Annotated in this window: 22 protein-coding genes and 3 tRNA genes; 10 read left to right on the top strand and 15 right to left on the bottom strand. The window is 66.1% G+C overall.

Going from position 1 to position 17,058, the window contains the following annotated elements; all coding sequences use genetic code 11:
- Positions 1–56 precede the first annotated feature (56 nt).
- From pheT to AC13GA_RS06890, 4 genes are all read left to right on the top strand, one after another.
- Complete coding sequence (gene pheT, locus AC13GA_RS06875; protein WP_482997755.1) at positions 57–2,438, top strand: phenylalanine--tRNA ligase subunit beta; 2,382 nt, start codon at positions 57–59, stop codon at positions 2,436–2,438.
- A gap of 27 nt (positions 2,439–2,465) precedes the next feature.
- The gene (locus tag AC13GA_RS06880; protein WP_005410432.1) at positions 2,466–2,765 is read left to right on the top strand and encodes an integration host factor subunit alpha; all 300 of its coding nucleotides are present in this window, start codon (positions 2,466–2,468) and stop codon (positions 2,763–2,765) included.
- Positions 2,746–3,102, top strand: coding sequence for a MerR family transcriptional regulator (locus tag AC13GA_RS06885; RefSeq protein ID WP_005410431.1), 357 nt, complete (start codon positions 2,746–2,748; stop codon positions 3,100–3,102). The genes AC13GA_RS06880 and AC13GA_RS06885 overlap by 20 nt, the downstream gene beginning before the upstream one ends.
- Positions 3,103–3,170: 68 nt before the next feature.
- Positions 3,171–3,247 (top strand) — tRNA-Pro (locus tag AC13GA_RS06890).
- A gap of 65 nt (positions 3,248–3,312) precedes the next feature.
- On the opposite strand, the gene AC13GA_RS06895 is transcribed toward AC13GA_RS06890, so the two are convergent.
- The 3 genes from AC13GA_RS06895 to AC13GA_RS06905 all read right to left on the bottom strand — a co-directional run bounded on the left by AC13GA_RS06895 (position 3,313) and on the right by AC13GA_RS06905 (position 4,701).
- A complete protein-coding gene (locus AC13GA_RS06895; protein WP_482997756.1) occupies positions 3,313–3,753 on the bottom strand; it encodes a GNAT family N-acetyltransferase in 441 nt (146 codons plus the stop codon).
- Positions 3,750–4,103: a DUF6713 family protein gene (locus AC13GA_RS06900; protein WP_482997757.1), complete on the bottom strand. Its 354-nt coding sequence runs from the start codon at positions 4,101–4,103 to the stop codon at positions 3,750–3,752. The genes AC13GA_RS06895 and AC13GA_RS06900 overlap by 4 nt, the downstream gene beginning before the upstream one ends.
- A gap of 88 nt (positions 4,104–4,191) precedes the next feature.
- Positions 4,192–4,701, bottom strand: coding sequence for a DUF3011 domain-containing protein (locus AC13GA_RS06905; RefSeq protein WP_253078210.1), 510 nt, complete (start codon positions 4,699–4,701; stop codon positions 4,192–4,194).
- A gap of 244 nt (positions 4,702–4,945) precedes the next feature.
- Between AC13GA_RS06905 and AC13GA_RS06910 the strand changes: the two genes are divergently transcribed.
- Positions 4,946–5,341: a hypothetical protein gene (locus AC13GA_RS06910; RefSeq protein WP_046983958.1), complete on the top strand. Its 396-nt coding sequence runs from the start codon at positions 4,946–4,948 to the stop codon at positions 5,339–5,341.
- Between the two features lie 24 nt (positions 5,342–5,365).
- On the opposite strand, the gene AC13GA_RS06915 is transcribed toward AC13GA_RS06910, so the two are convergent.
- A complete protein-coding gene (locus AC13GA_RS06915) occupies positions 5,366–6,070 on the bottom strand; it encodes an aspartate/glutamate racemase family protein (RefSeq protein ID WP_308518121.1) in 705 nt (234 codons plus the stop codon).
- A 142-nt stretch (positions 6,071–6,212) separates the two neighbouring features.
- Here AC13GA_RS06915 and AC13GA_RS06920 point away from each other — a divergent pair, with 142 nt between their 5' ends.
- Positions 6,213–6,854 (top strand): LysE family translocator, encoded by a 642-nt coding sequence (locus AC13GA_RS06920; protein WP_482997758.1) that lies wholly within the window; start codon positions 6,213–6,215, stop codon positions 6,852–6,854.
- A 94-nt stretch (positions 6,855–6,948) separates the two neighbouring features.
- Entirely contained in the window at positions 6,949–7,122 is a 174-nt protein-coding gene (locus AC13GA_RS06925) for a DUF1328 domain-containing protein (protein ID WP_006380555.1), read from the top strand.
- Positions 7,123–7,144: 22 nt separating this feature from the next.
- On the opposite strand, the gene AC13GA_RS06930 is transcribed toward AC13GA_RS06925, so the two are convergent.
- The 4 genes from AC13GA_RS06930 to AC13GA_RS06945 form a co-directional block, all read right to left on the bottom strand.
- Positions 7,145–7,477 carry an SMR family transporter gene (locus AC13GA_RS06930; RefSeq protein WP_136639966.1) on the bottom strand — a complete coding sequence of 111 codons (333 nt, stop codon included), beginning with the start codon at positions 7,475–7,477 and terminating at the stop codon, positions 7,145–7,147.
- A gap of 13 nt (positions 7,478–7,490) precedes the next feature.
- On the bottom strand, positions 7,491–8,063 hold the full coding sequence (locus AC13GA_RS06935; RefSeq protein WP_482997759.1) for a TetR/AcrR family transcriptional regulator: 573 nt from the start codon (positions 8,061–8,063) through the stop codon (positions 7,491–7,493).
- A gap of 90 nt (positions 8,064–8,153) precedes the next feature.
- Entirely contained in the window at positions 8,154–8,387 is a 234-nt protein-coding gene (locus tag AC13GA_RS06940) for a DUF1653 domain-containing protein (protein WP_046983954.1), read from the bottom strand.
- Positions 8,388–8,399: 12 nt separating this feature from the next.
- Positions 8,400–8,684 (bottom strand): hypothetical protein, encoded by a 285-nt coding sequence (locus AC13GA_RS06945; RefSeq protein WP_482997760.1) that lies wholly within the window; start codon positions 8,682–8,684, stop codon positions 8,400–8,402.
- A 395-nt stretch (positions 8,685–9,079) separates the two neighbouring features.
- On the opposite strand from AC13GA_RS06945, the gene AC13GA_RS06950 reads away from it, so the two are divergent.
- The 3 genes from AC13GA_RS06950 (at position 9,080) to AC13GA_RS06960 (ending at position 10,341) form a co-directional block, all read left to right on the top strand.
- Positions 9,080–9,283: a hypothetical protein gene (locus AC13GA_RS06950; RefSeq protein ID WP_046983951.1), complete on the top strand. Its 204-nt coding sequence runs from the start codon at positions 9,080–9,082 to the stop codon at positions 9,281–9,283.
- A gap of 133 nt (positions 9,284–9,416) precedes the next feature.
- Entirely contained in the window at positions 9,417–9,971 is a 555-nt protein-coding gene (locus tag AC13GA_RS06955; protein ID WP_295378208.1) for a DUF3011 domain-containing protein, read from the top strand.
- 166 nt (positions 9,972–10,137) lie between these two features.
- A complete protein-coding gene (locus AC13GA_RS06960) occupies positions 10,138–10,341 on the top strand; it encodes a hypothetical protein (RefSeq protein ID WP_005417823.1) in 204 nt (67 codons plus the stop codon).
- A 109-nt stretch (positions 10,342–10,450) separates the two neighbouring features.
- Here AC13GA_RS06960 and dxs read toward each other — a convergent pair whose 3' ends face one another.
- From dxs to AC13GA_RS06995, 7 genes are all read right to left on the bottom strand, one after another.
- Positions 10,451–12,358: a 1-deoxy-D-xylulose-5-phosphate synthase gene (gene dxs, locus AC13GA_RS06965; RefSeq protein ID WP_482997761.1), complete on the bottom strand. Its 1,908-nt coding sequence runs from the start codon at positions 12,356–12,358 to the stop codon at positions 10,451–10,453.
- 105 nt (positions 12,359–12,463) lie between these two features.
- A complete protein-coding gene (locus AC13GA_RS06970; RefSeq protein ID WP_046985953.1) occupies positions 12,464–13,129 on the bottom strand; it encodes an HNH endonuclease in 666 nt (221 codons plus the stop codon).
- A gap of 491 nt (positions 13,130–13,620) precedes the next feature.
- Positions 13,621–15,411 carry an acyl-CoA dehydrogenase C-terminal domain-containing protein gene (locus AC13GA_RS06975; RefSeq protein WP_012511679.1) on the bottom strand — a complete coding sequence of 597 codons (1,791 nt, stop codon included), beginning with the start codon at positions 15,409–15,411 and terminating at the stop codon, positions 13,621–13,623.
- A gap of 60 nt (positions 15,412–15,471) precedes the next feature.
- Positions 15,472–15,948 carry an LEA/WHy family protein gene (locus tag AC13GA_RS06980; RefSeq protein ID WP_006380397.1) on the bottom strand — a complete coding sequence of 159 codons (477 nt, stop codon included), beginning with the start codon at positions 15,946–15,948 and terminating at the stop codon, positions 15,472–15,474.
- A gap of 162 nt (positions 15,949–16,110) precedes the next feature.
- Positions 16,111–16,662, bottom strand: coding sequence for a lipocalin family protein (locus AC13GA_RS06985; RefSeq protein ID WP_482997762.1), 552 nt, complete (start codon positions 16,660–16,662; stop codon positions 16,111–16,113).
- Between the two features lie 159 nt (positions 16,663–16,821).
- Positions 16,822–16,897 (bottom strand) — tRNA-Phe (locus tag AC13GA_RS06990).
- A 73-nt stretch (positions 16,898–16,970) separates the two neighbouring features.
- Positions 16,971–17,046 (bottom strand) — tRNA-Phe (locus AC13GA_RS06995).
- Positions 17,047–17,058: the final 12 nt, after the last annotated feature.

The following is a 17,058-nucleotide window of genomic DNA, read 5'->3' on the forward strand; positions in this document are numbered from 1 at the left end:
GGCGGACTCAACAACGCAGGCCCAGGCGCATGCGCCGGGCCCACCAGGGTGACACCATGAAATTCTCCGAAAACTGGCTGCGCAGCCACGTCCCGACCAGCGCATCGCGCGAAGAACTGAGCGCGGTGCTGACCGCCATCGGCCTGGAAGTGGAGGAAGTGACCGCGCTGGGCGAAGGCCTTGATCACGTGGTCGTGGCACGCATCGTCGAAGCGGTGCGCCACCCGGAGGCCGACCGCCTGCAGGTGTGCAGGGTCGATGCCGGGCAGGGCGAGCTGCTGCAGATCGTCTGCGGTGCACCGAACGCACGCCCGGGCCTGGTCGCGCCGTTGGCGATGGTCGGTGCGCAGATCGGTGAGCTGAAGATCAAGCCGGCCAAGCTGCGCGGCGTCGAGTCCAACGGCATGCTGTGCTCGGCCAAGGAGCTGGGCCTGGACAACGATGCCTCCGGCCTGTTGGAACTGCCGGACGACGCGCTGGTCGGCCAGACCCTGGTCGAGTACCTGGGCCTGCCGGACGCCAGCATCGAGATCAAGCTGACCCCGAACCGCGCCGACTGCTTCAGCCTGCGCGGTATCGCCTACGACGTCGCCGCGGCCACCCGCAGCGACGTGCTGGATTTCACCGCCGAGGCGATTCCCGCCGTCGGCAGCCGTGAGTTGGCCATCCAGCTCGATGCCGGCGCCGAGGCGCCGCGCTACCTCGGTCGTGTCATCGAAGGTGTCAACGCCGCCGCCAAGACTCCGCTGTGGATGGCCGAGCGCCTGCGCCGCAGTGGCGTGCGCCCGGTCTCGCTGCTGGTCGACATCACCCAGTACGTGATGCTGGAGCTGGGCCAGCCGATGCATGCTTACGACCTCGGTACTCTGCAGGGCAGCATCGCCGTGCGCCGTTCGCGCGCCGGCGAGAGCCTGAAGCTGCTGGACGGCCGCGACGCCGCGCTGGACGACAGCTTCCTGGTGGTCACCGACGCCGATCGTGCGGTCGGTCTGGCCGGCCTGATGGGCGGCTTCGACACCCGTGTCACCGACGCCACCACCGCCGTGTTCCTGGAGGCCGCGCACTTCGCTCCGGCCGCGATCATGGGCCGCGGTCGCAAGCTGGGTCTGCACACCGATGCCGGCCATCGCTTCGAGCGCGGCGTCGACCCGGCACTGCCGCGCACCGCCATCGAATACGCCACCCGCCTGGTGCTGGACCTGGCCGGCGGTACCCCGGCAGCGGTCACCGAGGCCGTGCGCGCCGGCGACCTGCCGAAGCCGGCGACGATCGTGCTGCGCCGCGCCCGCATCACCCGCGTGCTTGGTATCACCATCGACGATGCCGAAGTCGAACGCATCCTCCGCGCGCTGGGCATGGACGTCGTTGCGACCGCCGATGGCTGGCAGGTCACGGCGCCGAGCCGCCGTTTCGACATCGCCATCGAGGAAGACCTGATCGAAGAGCTGGCCCGCATCCACGGCTACGAGCAGATTCCGACCACGCTGCCGGGCGGTGCCTCGCGCGTGGCGATGCCGAGCGAGACCCAACTGGACGCGCTGAGCGTGCGTCGCCAGCTGATCGCCCGTGACCAGCAGGAAACCGTGAACTTCGCCTTCGTCGACGATGCGCTGCTGACCCAGTGGCAGCTGCGCGACAACCTGGTGCCGCTGGCCAACCCGCTGTCGGCCGAACTGGCGGTGATGCGCCCGTCGCTGCTGCCGGGCCTGGTCGCCACGCTCGGTCGCAACGCTGCCCGCCAGCTGGGCCGCGTGCGCCTGTTCGAGATTGGTCGGGTATTCGCCCGGCAGGCCGGTGACGGGCAACCGGCACCGCTGGAAACCCCGCGCGTGGCCGCTGCGGTCTGCGGTGAAGCGCAGGCGGTGCAGTGGGGCCTGCCGACCCGCAAGGTCGATTTCCATGACCTGAAGGGCGACCTGGAATCGCTGGCCGCCGCCAGTGGCGCGGTACTGGAGTTCCGCCCGTCGGACCGTGCCTACGGTCACCCGGCACGTTCGGCCGAGGTCTTCCGCGACGGCGTGGCGATCGGCTGGATCGGCCAGGTCCACCCGCGGCTGGCCAGGGCGATGGACATCGAAGCCGATGTCTATGCCTTCGAACTGGACCTGGAGTCGCTGTCCGCCCGCCGCCTGCCGCGTGCCGGCGAGCTGTCGCGCTTCCCGGCGGTGCGCCGCGACCTGGCGTTCCTGGTGCCTGAGCAGGTGGCCTGGGCCGAGCTGGCGGCGACTGTCCGCCAGGCCGCTGGGCCGCTGCTGCGCGACCTGAACCTGTTCGACCGCTATGTCGGCCAGGGCGTCGAGCCGGGATTCAAGAGTCTCGCTATGGGCTTGATTTTGCAGGACAAGTCGCGCACTCTGACGGACCGCGACGTGGATGCGGTGGTGGCCGAGGCGGTCACTGCCATCGAGCGTGAACACCACGCCCGGATCCGCGGCTGAGCGGGCAGCACTCGGGGGTAGCAGGCAATGGCATTGACCAAGGCGGAGATGGCGGAAAAGCTGTTCGACGAAGTCGGTCTGAACAAGCGGGAAGCCAAGGAATTCGTCGACGCGTTTTTCGATGTGCTGCGTGAAGCATTGGAACAGGGACGTCAGGTGAAGCTGTCGGGCTTCGGTAATTTCGATCTGCGGCGCAAGAACCAGCGCCCGGGTCGAAACCCCAAGACCGGCGAGGAAATTCCGATTTCCGCCCGTACGGTGGTCACCTTCCGTCCGGGCCAGAAGCTCAAGGAGAGGGTGGAAGCTTATGCTGGATCCGGGCAGTAACCGCGAACTACCGCCGATTCCGGCCAAGCGCTACTTCACCATCGGTGAGGTCAGCGAGCTGTGCGACGTCAAGCCGCACGTCCTGCGCTACTGGGAAACCGAGTTTCCCAGCCTTGAGCCGGCCAAGCGCCGAGGCAACCGTCGCTACTATCAGCGCCACGACGTGCTGATGGTGCGGCAGATCCGCAGCCTGCTGTACGAACAGGGCTACACCATCGGTGGTGCGCGTCTGCGTCTTGATGGCCCCGATGCCCGCGAGGAATCGGCATTGAGCAACCAGATCATCAAGCAGGTGCGCATGGAGCTGGAAGAAGTGCTGCAGTTGCTGCGCCGCTGACCCCATTTCCATCGTAATCCGCTATACTTCACGGCCCGCCGCACTGGCGGGCACATCGCAGCATCAGTCGGGGCGTAGCGCAGCCTGGTAGCGCATCTGCCTGGGGGGCAGAGGGTCGTCGGTTCGAATCCGGCCGTCCCGACCACTGTGATGAACCAAGAAGCCTGCGCAGCGATGCGTGGGCTTTTTTGTGCGTGCGGCAGAGGGAGATCATGCACCCGCGAAGCGGTAGATCAGCTCCGGGTCGCCTTCGTCCAATCCGTGTACGATGCCGCTGTCGATGAAGCCCGACGCAGCGAGCAGGCGCTGCATGCCGATGTTGGAGGCATTGGTCGAGGTGAACAGTTTGCGCCGGCCATGCAATGCGATGGCCTGGAGCAGCAGTGCGGTACCGATGCCTTGGCCGCGCTGTGCGTGCGCCACCATCAGCATTTCGATGAAGGCTTCGCCGAAGAAGTGGTGATGAATGACCAGGTAGCCGACGGCCCTGCCGTTCTGCTCGGCAACCTGCACGCCGCCGCGTGCCAGCCAGGCGCCAATCTGAATGATCCGCCCTGGATCAGTGGCTGCCACGCTGTCGAGCGCGATCAAGGCATCTGCGTCCTGCGGAATGCCGTCGCGCAGGTGCGGGGAAGAGGACGTCCGGTTCATCGCCGGCGCAGCTGCAGCAACAGGCCGCCGCCCGACACAAAGCAGGCGAGCAGGACGGCGATCGACAGCGGCAGGTGGAATTCATTGCGACCGAACAGGGCAAACGCCAGATGGATCAGCGCCGTGCCAATACCGAGCGCGCCACACACCAGCGCATGGCCGCGCGCCGACGATGTGCCCAGCAGGGTCTGGCGATAACCCCAAAGCACGAAGCCGATCGCAAGCAGGTTGAACAGCAGGAAGCTCTGGATGCCACCGGGCACATGGAACATGGCCCATTCCTGCCAGAACGCAGCGTCGATCTGATGCAGGATCAACGCCAACAGCGTCGCCAGATACCATCGTTCCATGTCGCGCTCCCTGCCATGTACAGGCCATAGTCTATCGGCTCTGTCCCGCACGCATGCCTACCCGCCGCAGCCAGCGCGTGCTCGGCAGTCAATACACCCGGAACTCGGCACGGCAACCGTCACTGACCCACACGCCGTGGCGGTCCCAGCCCCAGTTGCGATCCTCGATGCAGGTCGTCACCGACTTCTGTTTGACCAGGCGCACGTCGCGACGAACACGGATGCGGCATTCCTTTTCCTTCTTTTCATAGGACTCGCAGACCAGGCGTTCGCCGTCATCGTCGCGGTCCCGGCCGCGCCCGGGCCAGCGTCCGCGCTCCTGTTCGTCGGCAACGAACTCGGCGCGGCAGCCATCGGTGACCCACAGCATGCGACGGCTCTGGCCCCAGTTCCTGTCCTCGACGCAGCGGGTGACCGAGAGCTGCTTTGCCAGGCGCATGCGGCCCTCGATCGGGCACTGCTGGGTCTTGTTGAACTGCGACTCACAGCGCAGCGGTGGAATGTGGTCGGTGTCGTAGTCCTGGGCGGCCACGGCGGTGGCGGCCAGCAGCAGGGCAAGGGCGGTGCCGGCGATCGGCAGCAGCAGGCGATGGGTCATGTGGAGCCTCGGGTGGGGAACGGGTGGCAAGAATGGCCCAGCCCGGGGCTGCCGGAACGGATCGTTCCGGCGATGGCTCAGTGGGGATTTAGTAGTGCGCGCCAGCCCATGCAGGGGCTTACATCCCGTATCATCGCTGCACATCCGATCGCATCGGCTTACACCTTCTTACATGTCTCCCACGCCTGTCGGCACAGCCTGTGGCTGTCGTCACTGGCGTGGGGGGGGCGGCCTGCGGAGGACGATGCGCGGACCACGACGACCACAGGGGGTTGCGTTGATCAGCAGTACCGTCATTCATCGCTCGGCCGACGCAGGCGGCGCCGAGGTGCGGGTCCTGGACACCACGTTCAAGGGCAAGCATGTGTTCATCGCCTGGGGCCTGCGCGGGCCGGAACTGACCCGCAGCGCAGACCCGGCTGCCACCGTGGCTGCGCGCAAGGCGTTGCACGCCGAGGCCGGCCACAGCGAAGGACCGCGCAGTCCGGAAGTGTTCATCGCCAACCAATCGGCGGTGGCGATCACCGTCTATCGGCTGCTTACCGAAGCGCGCTCCGGCGATGCCATCTTCTTCCTGTGTGATTCGCAGGCGGTGGTCGATTGGCTCATCACCGCGCTGGAAGTGCAGGGCGCGGACTGATTCCGGGCCCTGTCCGGTATCGGTTCAGGCCAGTGCCGCGTCCACCGCGGCCAGCGCATGCAGGGTGGTGGTATCGAACAGCGGCACGGCGCTGTCCTCCGTTCGCACCAGCAGCATGATCTCGGTGCAACCGAGGATGATCGCTTCGGCACCGCGCTCGACCAGGCGTGCGATCACGTCGACATAGACCTGTCGCGAGCGATCACTGACCACGCCGGCGATCAGTTCCTGGTAGATGATGTCGTGCACGCTGCGACGATCATCGGCATCGGGGACCAGTACCTCCAGGCCGAAGCGATCCTGCAGCCGGCCGCGGTAGAAGTCCTGTTCCATGGTGAAGGCGGTGCCCAGCAGGCCCACCCTGCGTATGCCCGACTGCACGATGGCAGATGCGGTCGGGTCGGCGATATGCAGCAGCGGCAGCGGGCAGGCGGCCTCGATACGGTCGGTCAGCTTGTGCATCGTGTTGGTGCAGATCAGCAGCAGGTCAGCACCGCCGGCCTGCAGCCGCCGTGCGGCGTCGACCATGTGGTCGCCCAGTGCATCCCAGTCGCCGTCGTGCTGCAGCTGCTTGATGCCGGCGAAATCCACCGACCACAGCAGCAGCTGCGCCGAATGCGCGCCTCCCAGGCGCTGCCGCACCTCCTCGTTGATGAGCCGGTAGTACTGCGCCGAGCTTTCCCAGCTCATACCGCCGATCAGGCCCAGGGTTTTCATGCGCAGCTCCATGCCAGGGGCCGTCATTGCAGCACAGATGGCGTCCGGGTGCCGATGGCCGGGATCTGTAACCCTTGTATCCACGCCGCGCTGTATGTGCCGCTGATGGTGGCAACCGCTTAAGCTGGCGGGGTTTCCTGGAGCGACTGAAGAAATGCCCCTGCATACCTGGTGGTGGTTCCTGGCCACGGTCTTTGTGCTGTGCGGTACGCCTGGGCCGAACATGCTGCATATCCTTGGCCGCAGCGTCGGGCTCGGCTTCCGCGGCAGCGTGCCGGCGATGGCCGGTTGCCTGCTGGCGATGCTGCTGGTGCTGGCAGCGTCCGCGGCCGGCCTGAGTGCGCTGCTGCATTCCTCGCCGATGCTGTTCGATGTGCTGCGCTACCTGGGCGTGGCCTACCTGGCGTGGCTGGGCCTGAAGGCGTGGCGCGACAGCTGCCGGCCTGCACCGCCGGTGACGACCGATGCCGCACTGCCGACGATGCCGGTACATGGTGCGTGGACGGTGTTCCGTGGCGGTCTTCTGGTGGGCCTGAGCAACCCCAAGCTGCTGCTGTTCGCAGCGGCGTTCCTGCCGCAGTTCGTCGATCCGTCGCGCGGCCAGGCGCTGCAGTACAGCGTGCTTGTCACCACCTTCGCTGCCTGCGAGCTGTTCTGGTACGTGATGTATGCCGCCGGAGGCCATGGCCTGCGCCGCTGGTTGGCCAAGCCCTTCGCACGGCGCTGGTTCGAGCGGCTGGTGGGCAGTGTGTTCCTGGCTTTCGCGGTGGCGCTGCTGCGCTTCCGGCCGCGTTGATTCACGCCGCGCACGCGGCCTGTTCACGACTGCCGCATCGGCCACGGCCTAGCCTGATCATCCAGTACGCAGTCCCCGTGGGGAAAGGATTGACATGATCAAGTGGGCCATCATCTTCGCCATCATCGGCGTCATCGCGGGCGTGCTCGGTTTCGGCGGCATTGCCGGCGCCGCGGTCGGCATCGCCAAGTTCCTGTTCTGGGCTGGCATCATCATCGCCGTGGTGCTGTTCCTGCTCGGCATGACCGTAGCGAAGAAGGTCAGCTAGCGTTGACCGCGCAGCAGCGTGCTCAGTGTGCGCTGCTGTGCGAGAACAGGTTGATCACCAGCACGCCGGCACAGATCAGCCCGATGCCGATCAGCGCCGGTGCATCCAGGCGTTGCTTGAAGACCACCAGCCCGATCAGCGAGATCAGCACGATGCCGACACCGGACCAGATCGCATAGGCGATGCCGGTGGGGATCGACTTCATCGTCACTGACAGCAGATAGAAGCACAGGCCGTAACCGACCAATGCGCCCAGTGTCGGTGCCAGGCGGCTCATGCCATCGGACGCCTTCAACAGCGAGGTGGCGATCACTTCCAGCACGATCGCAGCGGCAAGACAGGCGTAAGGGCTCATTGCAGGCTCCGGCTCACAACGGGTCGCACAACTTCAGGGCCTGCTCGGCCATGGCCAGCGCGTTGAGGCGCTCTTCTTCGTCCAGCGGCCGGCCGTAGGCGGTAGCCCAGTAGCCGTCGGCGGCGCATCGCGCGGCATACAACCGTGCATCGTTGGCCTCGTCAGGGAATTCGGCCAGCATGGCGCGCTTCCAGGTGCGCCAATGCGCGAGCAGGGCCGGCTCCATCAGATTGCCGAGGGTCAGGCCGATGTCGTTGTCTTCTTCCTGCTGCAGCAGGTGTTCGAAGTTGGCCTGCACATAGGCACGGCTGAAGCAGCCATGGCCAGGTGCGCTCTGCAGCAGCAGGGCGCGCACGCGTGCTTCGAATTCGCCGATGAGTGCGCCGATGGCTTCATCGACCAGTGCCTGCTTGCTGCTGAAGTGGTGGAACAGCGCGCCCTTGCTGACACCGGCGGCGTGGGCCACGTCCTGCACGGTCAATGCGGCCAGGCCATCTCGGCCGATCACGTCAATGGTGGCCTGCAGCAGTGACTGGCGCACGCTGTCGGGCGCCTTGCGGCGCGAGCGGGAGGGGGATGCGGACATGATGGGAAGAAACCGACTGGACGGTACGATTGTAGCGCAGGCCTGCAGATGCGCCGCGCCGCGCTGCCGGCCGCGGCCGGCAGCTTCCGGTCAATCGTCGATCCGAGCGAAGCGGGGTTGCGGCCCGTGTTCGCCGGGCACCTGTTCGACGAACATCGGGTACGGCCGCACCCACAGGCCGCCCTGGCCATAAAGGGCGCGATACAGCACCAGTGGCTCCAGCGTCTCGCTGCTGCGGACGATGTCGATCACTTCGTACTCGCCGCCCTTGAAATGGCGATAGCGACCCGGTGCGAGGGTCGGCAGTGGGCTCAGCTCAGCCATGGCGCCTGCGGCTCACTTGCGGGCCGGGCTGGCCGGCTTCGCACAGTAGGCATCGATGGCCTCGGCGGTATTGGCCAGGCCGTGGGCCTTGGCCAGTTCCCACGGACGCTCGCAGCGCTGGCTGTGTTCGCACCACTGGTAGCCGGCCGAGCCGATGCAGCCGTGGGCGTCGCGGTCACCGCCGACCATCGGTGTGGCCGGCGCGGCCGCTGCCGCGTCAGCGCGCGCAGCTGCCTTGTCCTGGCTCGCGCAGGCGGTCAGGAGCATCAGGACGGGAATCAGGAGAAGTGCTTTCATCGGGCTGGCTCCGTGCCTAAAGCGACAGTGTCTGTCGCAAATAACCCTTCAGCAAGCGCTCTCTACACGACGGCGCGGATCAGTTCCTCGATCAGCACCAGATAGCTGGCCACGAAGTAGAACTTAAGAAGCGTTGAACGCTGCTGGAAAAAGAAGGTGCGCATGTGGAAGGGGCCCCTGTTGGTGACAGTAGTGTGAAGCCGTGCTGACTCCGTGACAAGGATCACGAAATGAATTCGGTAAATGGACTCAGCGATGTGAGGGCAGGGGTGACCGACCGAATCCCGAGGCATTTTCGTACAAATCTGATAGGCCATTCCTGAGGCGCTCGCTAGCCTGACGGGACACTGGCGGTAGGACCCGCCGACGAATCTTCGAACCCCCGGGAGCCTTTCATGGTCATTACTATCCGATGCAACCACCAGCACTGGTCCGTGCTGGACCCGCACGCGCCTGATGCCGCCCGTTATGCGCGCGGTGCCGACGCGTTCGACGCCGCCGCCGCACTGGCCCTGGAGCACCACCGTCGTACCGGCCAGCCCAGTCGGGTGCGGGTCGAAGCACTCGGTAATGCCGTGGACGCGCTCATCGTCGAATGACGCCCAGGCGACGCCGGTGCGGTCAGCCGCGGTTGGGTTGTTTGAATGGGGAAAGAACCGTCTTTGCGCGCCCCCTGTGCGCCGCGTCGGGAATCACTGATGCTTGCGCCATCGTATTCATCTGGAGATATCGATGGGCAAGGCACTCCCCTGGCGCACCCTGGCCTGCACCCTGTTGCCGATGCTGGCAGCCGCCGGTGGCGCACAGGCGCAGAGCTATGGCTACGGTTATGACGATGATCGCTATGGCGGTCGCCAAGGCAGTGGCATCGTGCGCTGCGAGTCGATCAAGAACCGCAGCAATGAGTGCCGTCTGGAAGGCCGGGCCCGGATGATCCGCCAGTTGTCGGGTTCGCCGTGTGTCGAGGGTGAGACCTGGGGCCAATCGCGCTACGGGATATGGGTCACCCAGGGTTGCCGTGCCGAGTTTGTCGGCGAATACCGCCGCGGTGGGGGCTGGGGCAATGGCGGCGGTTGGGGCAACGGCAACGGTTGGGGTGGCGGCGAGGTCGTCACCTGTCATTCCAACGGCCACCGCCAGGAGTACTGCGAAGCCCGCATCCGCCGTGGCGTGCGCATGGTCCGCCAGGATTCGCGCAGCGCCTGCATCGAAGGCCAGACCTGGGGCTGGGACCGTCGCGGCATCTGGGTCAGCAATGGTTGCCGGGGCCAGTTCCAGGTGAACTGAGCGTCCCCCTCGAAAATCAGAATAATCTGATACAGCTCACATTTTGAACAACGTATCTTCTGCGATCAGGGAGTCTTCGGGTGTCCCTGATCTGCAACGACAGTCCGTGCCGGTATCGGTGCGGTCGTACGCCAACGTCGATACGCTGCCTCAAGGAGTGAGCCGCATGTTGATCCGCCTGCAATGCGAACAGCGCCAATGGCGCGTGCTGCACCCGGACAGGCCGGAGCCGATCGAGTTCCGTGATGGCGCCCGCGCCTACGATTTCGCCGAAACCCTCGCACGCCTGCACTTTGTCGATACCGGGCAGCGCGCGGCGGTGCGCGTGGAGGCCAGTGGTGCATTCGTGGAGGCGGTCAGCTACGGCTGAGGGCCGGGGCGCGTTTTCGGGGTTCCGCCATCCACGCATGGCGTGGATATGTTCCGGTCCGCAGTAGACCCACGCCGTGCGTGGATCCACCAGGCGGTGCTGGCCGGCCTCAGCCGGCCGCGCTCAGCGGCGGGGTACCGGTCACCAGTTGCGGCCAGCGCTTGAGCACTGCCGCGCGGATGCCGGCGGCATCGATACCCGCTTCAGCCAGCAGGTCCTCGCGGCTGGCGTGGTGCTGGTAGCTGTCGGGCAGGCCCAGGTGCAGGATCGGGCGCTGCACGCCCTCGGCATTGAGCAGCTCGCCGACGCCGGAACCGGCACCACCGGCCACCACGTTGTCTTCGATCGTCACCAGGCCCTCGTGCTGGGCGGCGACAGCCAGCACCAGCTCGCGGTCAAGCGGCTTGATGAAGCGCATGTTGACCACGCTCAGGCCCAGTTCGCGGCCGACCTGTTCGGCCGCAGCCACGGTGCTGCCGAAGGCGAGCAGGGCGATACGGCTGCCCTGCAGGCGCAGTTCGCCCTTGCCGATCGGCAGCGTGGACAGGTCGTTGCCGGCGGCCACGCCGGTGCCGGTACCACGCGGATAGCGTACAGCGGCCGGGCCCGGGTGCTGCAGGCCGGTGCTGAGCATCTGCCGGCACTCGGCTTCGTTGGACGGTGCCATTACCACCAGGTTCGGCACGCAGCGCAGGAAGCTCAGGTCGAGGTTGCCGGCGTGGGTCGCGCCGTCCGGGCCGACCACGCCGGCGCGATCGATCGCGAACAGCACATCCAGGTCCTGGATGGCCACGTCATGCACCAACTGGTCGTACGCGCGCTGCAGGAAGGTGGAATAGATCGCCACCACCGGCTTGCCGCCCTGGGTGGCCATGCCTGCGGCCAGGGTCACCGCGTGTTGCTCTGCGATGGCCACATCGAAGTAGCGCTGCGGATATTCCCTGCTGAAGCGCACCAGGCCCGAGCCTTCGCGCATTGCCGGAGTGATGCCATACAGACGCGGCTCGGCCGCGGCGGCGTCACACAACCAGTCGCTGAATACATCGGTGTAGGTCGGCTTCTTGGCACCGGCCTTGGCTACCAGGCCCTTGTCCGGATCGAACGGGCCCACCGCGTGGTAACCGATCTGGTCGCCTTCGGCCGGCTCGTAGCCCTTGCCCTTGGTGGTCATCACGTGCAGCAGCTTCGGGCCCTTGGAGGCGCGCAGCGTCTTCAGCGCGGACAGCAGTGCCGGCAGGTCATGGCCGTCGATCGGGCCGGTGTAGTGGAAGCCCATTTCCTCGAACATCGTGGACGGCACGAACATGCCCTTCCAGTGTTCTTCCCAGCGCTTCACGAAGCGCGCGGGATTGTTCTTCTTGTCGCCCAGGATCTTCTTGCCGCCTTCGCGCAGTGCGTTGAGCGTGCGGCTGCCGGTGGCGCGGCCCAGCATCTTGGTCAGGCCGCCAACCGCTTCGGAGATCGACATGTTGTTGTCGTTGAGGATCACCAGCAGGTTCGGCTCGGGCTCCATGCCACCGGCGTGCATCAGCGCCTCGAACGCCATGCCGGCGGTCATCGCGCCGTCACCGATCACCGCCACGACCTTGCGGTCGTCGCCTTCGGACTGGCGGGCGATGGCCATGCCGAGCGCGGCCGAGATCGAGGTCGAAGAGTGGCCGACGCCGAAGGTGTCGTACTCGCTTTCCTCGCGCTTCGGGAAAGGCGCGACGCCGTCCTTCTGTTTGACGGTATGGATCTCGTCGCGGCGACCGGTGAGGATCTTGTGCGGATAGGTCTGGTGGCCGACATCCCAGACCAGCTGATCGACGGGGGTCTGGTACAGGTAGTGCAGGGCCACGGTGAGTTCGATCACGCCCAGGCCGGCGGCGAAGTGGCCGCCGCTCTTGCCCACCGATTCGATCAGGTAGGCGCGCAGTTCATCGGCGACCGCCGTCAATTCGGATTCGTCGAACGTGCGCAGGTCATCCGGTGTCTGGATGCGCGCGAGGCGGGGATAGCGGGCAGAGTCGATCATCATGTTCGCACTTGTTCTGAACGCCCATTTTCGCCCTCAAACGGGGGTGGGGCAAGCAAACGCCGCCGTCCGTGACAGGACGGTGAGGGTTGCATTTTCGGCGATTCAGGTGCTCAGTTTTGACCGCTTGGGTAATTGCGCCTTCAGGAAGGCCATCTGGTCGGCCAGGATGTTGCGGTTGGACAGGATCAGGTGCTCGATCCAGCTGGGCCGGTAGGGCACCGCCAGCAGTGGCATGCCGGCCTGCTGGGGCGTGCGGTCGCTCTTGCGCGAGTTGCAGTGGAAGCAGGCGGTGACCACGTTTTCCCAGCAGTCCAGGCCGCCCTTGGACAGCGGCATGACGTGGTCGCGGGTGAGCGTGGGGCGACCGAACTGCTGGCCGCAGTACATGCACAGGTGGGCGTCGCGGGCGAACAGGGCCGGGTTGGTCAGGTTCGGTGTGGGATCGATCGCACGGGAGCGGGCGTGACCGCGGGCGGCGATGATCGGGTGCAGGTCCATGCCGCTCTGCAGGCCGCTGAAGCGGTTGGTGCCGCCGTGGATGTGCAGGCAGGGATCGCCGAGCGTCCAGGCGACGGCTTCGCGCGCGTAGAGGCAGGCAGCATCCTGCCAGGTGATCCAGTCCAGTACGCGTCCGTGGGCATCAAGCGAGAGCAGCCGGACCGAACCGGGGCGATGCAGCGTCGTGGCGTTGGGCGATGCTTCGGCGCCCGGAGCAGAAATCGGAGCTCCGGCTTCGATCAGACCCAAGCGTGTAGTGTCTGTCTCCATCGGGAGAACAGCTTATACCTGAATTGTTGCGTTTTGGGTATCGCCACCTGGGCGATACCCAAAACGCAACAATTCAGGTCCGCGCATTCCTCCTAATCCCCGCGCCTTTGGCGCGCCCCCTTTAACAAAAGGGGGGCTCTTCTCCAGATGGATTCTGGGTGTTTCCATCCACGCGTGGCGTGGATCTACCGTGTCGACCAAGGTCGACACCCACCAGCAGCAGAAATCTGTCGAGGGCGGGGTGGGGCCAGTTGCGGGGGCGTGAGCCGCATGGGCCCGAGGCATGCCTCGGGCGGGTTGGGCAGGACGCCCAACCCCGGTCTTGCCGTGTGCGCAGGCCTGCGCACACGAGCATGCGGCGATCGAGGCTACAAGGACGTACTTGCACCGTCCCCCGCAATCGGACCCGCCCTGCCATCCCGCAGGAAGCCAGCTGTTGCTGTTGCTTTAGCTCCAGCCTTGGCTTCTGCGGGTGCCGGCGGCGGCCCGGCTCAGGCGCCGAAGCGTTCGTCGTCCATTGCCATCAGCGGTGCGGCGCCTGCCTGGATGGCGGCGGCGTGGCTGAGGGTGCGCGGCAGCACGCGGGCGAAGTAGAAACGTGCGGTCTCGCGCTTGCCCTGGGCGAATGCTGCGCCGTGTGCGCTGGCATCGGCGGCGGCAACGCTGCGGGCCCACCAGTAGGCCAGCACCACATAACCCGAGTAGAACAGGTAGTCATAGCTGGCCGCGCCGAGTTCGTCCGGATTGGCGGCCGAACGCTGCAGCACATCCATGGTCAGCTTGCCCCATTCGGCGGCCTTGGCGCGCAGCGGGCCGATGAACTCGGCCAGCGCTTCGTTGCCCTCGTTGGCCTTGGCGAACGCCTCGATCTCGGCCAGCATCAGCTTCAGGCCGGCGCCTTGGCTGGACGCGGTCTTGCGGCCGATCAGGTCCAGCGCCTGGATGCCGGTGGTGCCTTCATACAGCGTGGTGATGCGCGCATCGCGGGCCAGCTGCTCCATGCCGTGTTCGCGGATGTAGCCGTGGCCGCCGAAGCACTGCAGGGCGTTGTAGGTGTTCTCGATGCCCCATTCGGTCTGGCAGGCCTTGGAGATCGGGGTCAGGAAGCTCACAAGGGTGTCAGCGCGCTCACGCTCGGCGGCATCGTCGGCGTGGTGGGCGACGTCGATCAGGGTGGCCGCGTGCAGTGCCAGCAGGCGGCTGCCTTCGACCAGCGACTTGATGGTCAGCAGCATGCGCCGCACATCCGGGTGCACCAGGATCGGATCGGCCGGCTTGTCCGGGAATTTGGCGCCGCTGAGCGAACGCGACTGCAGGCGCTCGCGGCTGTACTTCAGTGCGTTCTGATAGGCGCGCTCGGACAGGCCGATACCCTGCAGGCCGACGCCCAGGCGCGCAGTGTTCATCATGGTGAACATGGCCTGCAGGCCCTTGTGCGGCTGGCCAACCAGATAGCCCTGCGCACCATCGAAGTTCATCACGCAGGTGACCGAACCCTTGATGCCCATCTTGTGTTCGATCGAGCCACAGCGCAGCGCGTTGCGCTCGCCGACGTTGCCATCGCGGTCGACCTTGAATTTCGGGGTGACGAACAGCGAAATGCCCTTCGCACCCGGGGGCGCATCAGGCAGCTTGGCCAGCACCAGGTGCACGATGTTGCCGGTCAGGTCGTGCTCGCCGGCAGTGATGAAGATCTTGGTGCCGGTGATCGAATAGCTGCCGTCGGCATTCGGCTCGGCCTTGGTCTTGAGCAGGCCCAGGTCGGTGCCGCAGTGCGGTTCGGTCAGGCACATGGTGCCGGTCCAGCGGCCTTCGATCAGCGGCTTCAGGAAGGCCTCGTGCTGCCATGCTTCGCCGTGCTGCTTCAGTGCTTCGATGGCGCCGTGCGAGAGCAGCGGGAAATTGCCCCAGGCGAGATTGGCGGCATTGATCATTTCGTTGAGCGGCACGCCCAGCGTGTGCGGGAGGCCCTGTCCGCCCAGTTCCGGTGCGGCGGTCAGGCCGGTCCAGCCGCCGTCCACGAACTGGTCATAGGCCTGCTTGAAGCCGGGCGGGGTGGTCACTTCGCCGCTGGCCTGGTCGAGCACGCAGCCGATCTCATCGCCGACGCTGTTGAGCGGTGCCAGCACGGTGGCGCTGAAACGGCCGGCTTCTTCCAGCACGGCATCGACCACGTCGGCGGTGGCGTCGGTGAAGCCCAGGCGGGCGAACAGGGGTTCGACCTTGAGCACGTCGTGCAGGCCGAAACGGAGGTCGGAAAGCGGGGCGGTGTAGCTGCTCATCAGGTACGTCTCGATCAGGGACAGGGGGAGCGGCGGCAGGCGCCGCGGCGGAAAGTGGAGTCAGCGCAGCACGCCCGGCAGGCCCGGGGCCTGGTTGAGGGTGCTGCGGCTGCTGATGTCGAAGCTGCGCTGCTTCTTTTCCTGCGGCGTGGCCGCCACCGAACCCTTCAGGCCATAAGCGAGGGTGCGATTGCCAGCCAGCGCGTCGGCCACCACCAGGCGTGCGGCCGAGCTGGGCACGAGGTCGACATTGATGACGTCGGCCGAGGTGCCGCCGATGGAGATGCCAGGCTTGGCCTGCAGGGTGCCGGCTTCGGTGTCGCCGACGGTCAGGGCCAGGGAGACATCATCGAAGGTCATCGGCATCGAGCTGTAGTTCTGCAGGCGCAGGGCTACGGTCCAGTTGCCGTCGGCGCGCACGGTCAGCTGCTGCAGGCTGGCCGCCGGTTCCGAAACACGCTTGACGATGCCGTTGTTGCAGGCAACAAGGGCGAGGGTGCACAGGACGATCAAGGCGATACGGAAACGGTGGAGCATGGGCGCAGGTCCTCTGGAGGGGTGCGTTGGATAAGCATACTACGGCGTATGGTCGTTTGGATCGCCTGTGGCGACCCGTCGCAGAGGGTAGCGCGTGAAGATGGCGGCCGGGCGTGCGCGGCGCCGGATGGCGCGCGCGTGGTGCGCCGGATGCGGCGCGGTTCAGTCGGCGGGCGTGTTGCGAATCGGAGCCATTAGGCGCAGTGGGCCGAGGTCGTAGCCCATCGTCTCGGCTTTCTCTTTCAACTGTTCGAACCGGGCGCGATCCATTTCCGGCAGGCGCGAGAGGATCCACAGGTACTTACGGTCCGGCTCGCCGACCAACGCCCACTGATAGTCCGGGTCCAGTGCCAGGACCCAGTAGTCCGCCCAGACCAGTGGCACCCAGCTCAGCCAGTCGGGAACGAAGCGCACCTGCAGTTGGCCGGGATGGCCGGCAACCGGGCGTGCCACGCCTTCAGCAACCACGCGTTCTCCGTCGCCGTTGCGGCAGGCATTGGTGACACTGATGCGGCCATCGCGGCGCAGCCCGTAGTTGGCGGTGATCTCGCCGACGCACTGCTTCTGGAACGACACGGGAAGATGCGCGATCTCGTGCCACTGACCGGCATAGCGATCGATGTCCAGCGTGTCGACCGCGCGCACCGGCTCGGCGGCGATCACCGGCAGGGTGGCTAGCAGCAGGCAGGCGAGCAGGGCGGGGCGAAGATGCATGGGCGGCTCCAGACAGGAGTCTGGAGCGTAGGTGGCACGGCGCGAGGTGGTGTAAATGTTTCGTCAACCAGGCGGCGCTGGCCGGGCCTGGATCCACGCCTTGCGAGGATGGCAGATCGCAGACAAAAAAAGACCTGCATTTCTGCAGGTCTCGAAAGATGGTGGCCGAAGACGGAATCGAACCGCCGACACGGGGATTTTCAATCCCCTGCTCTACCAACTGAGCTACTCGGCCAAATTGTGTGGCAACCGTGATCAAACCCGGTTTCCGGAAAAAAAAGACCCGCATTTCTGCAGGCCTTCGAAAGTGGTGGCCGAAGACGGAATCGAACCGCCGACACGGGGATTTTCAATCCCCTGCTCTACCAACTGAGCTACTCGGCCACATGTTTCGTT

Source organism: Stenotrophomonas sp. 22DLJC03 (assembly GCF_056861405.1).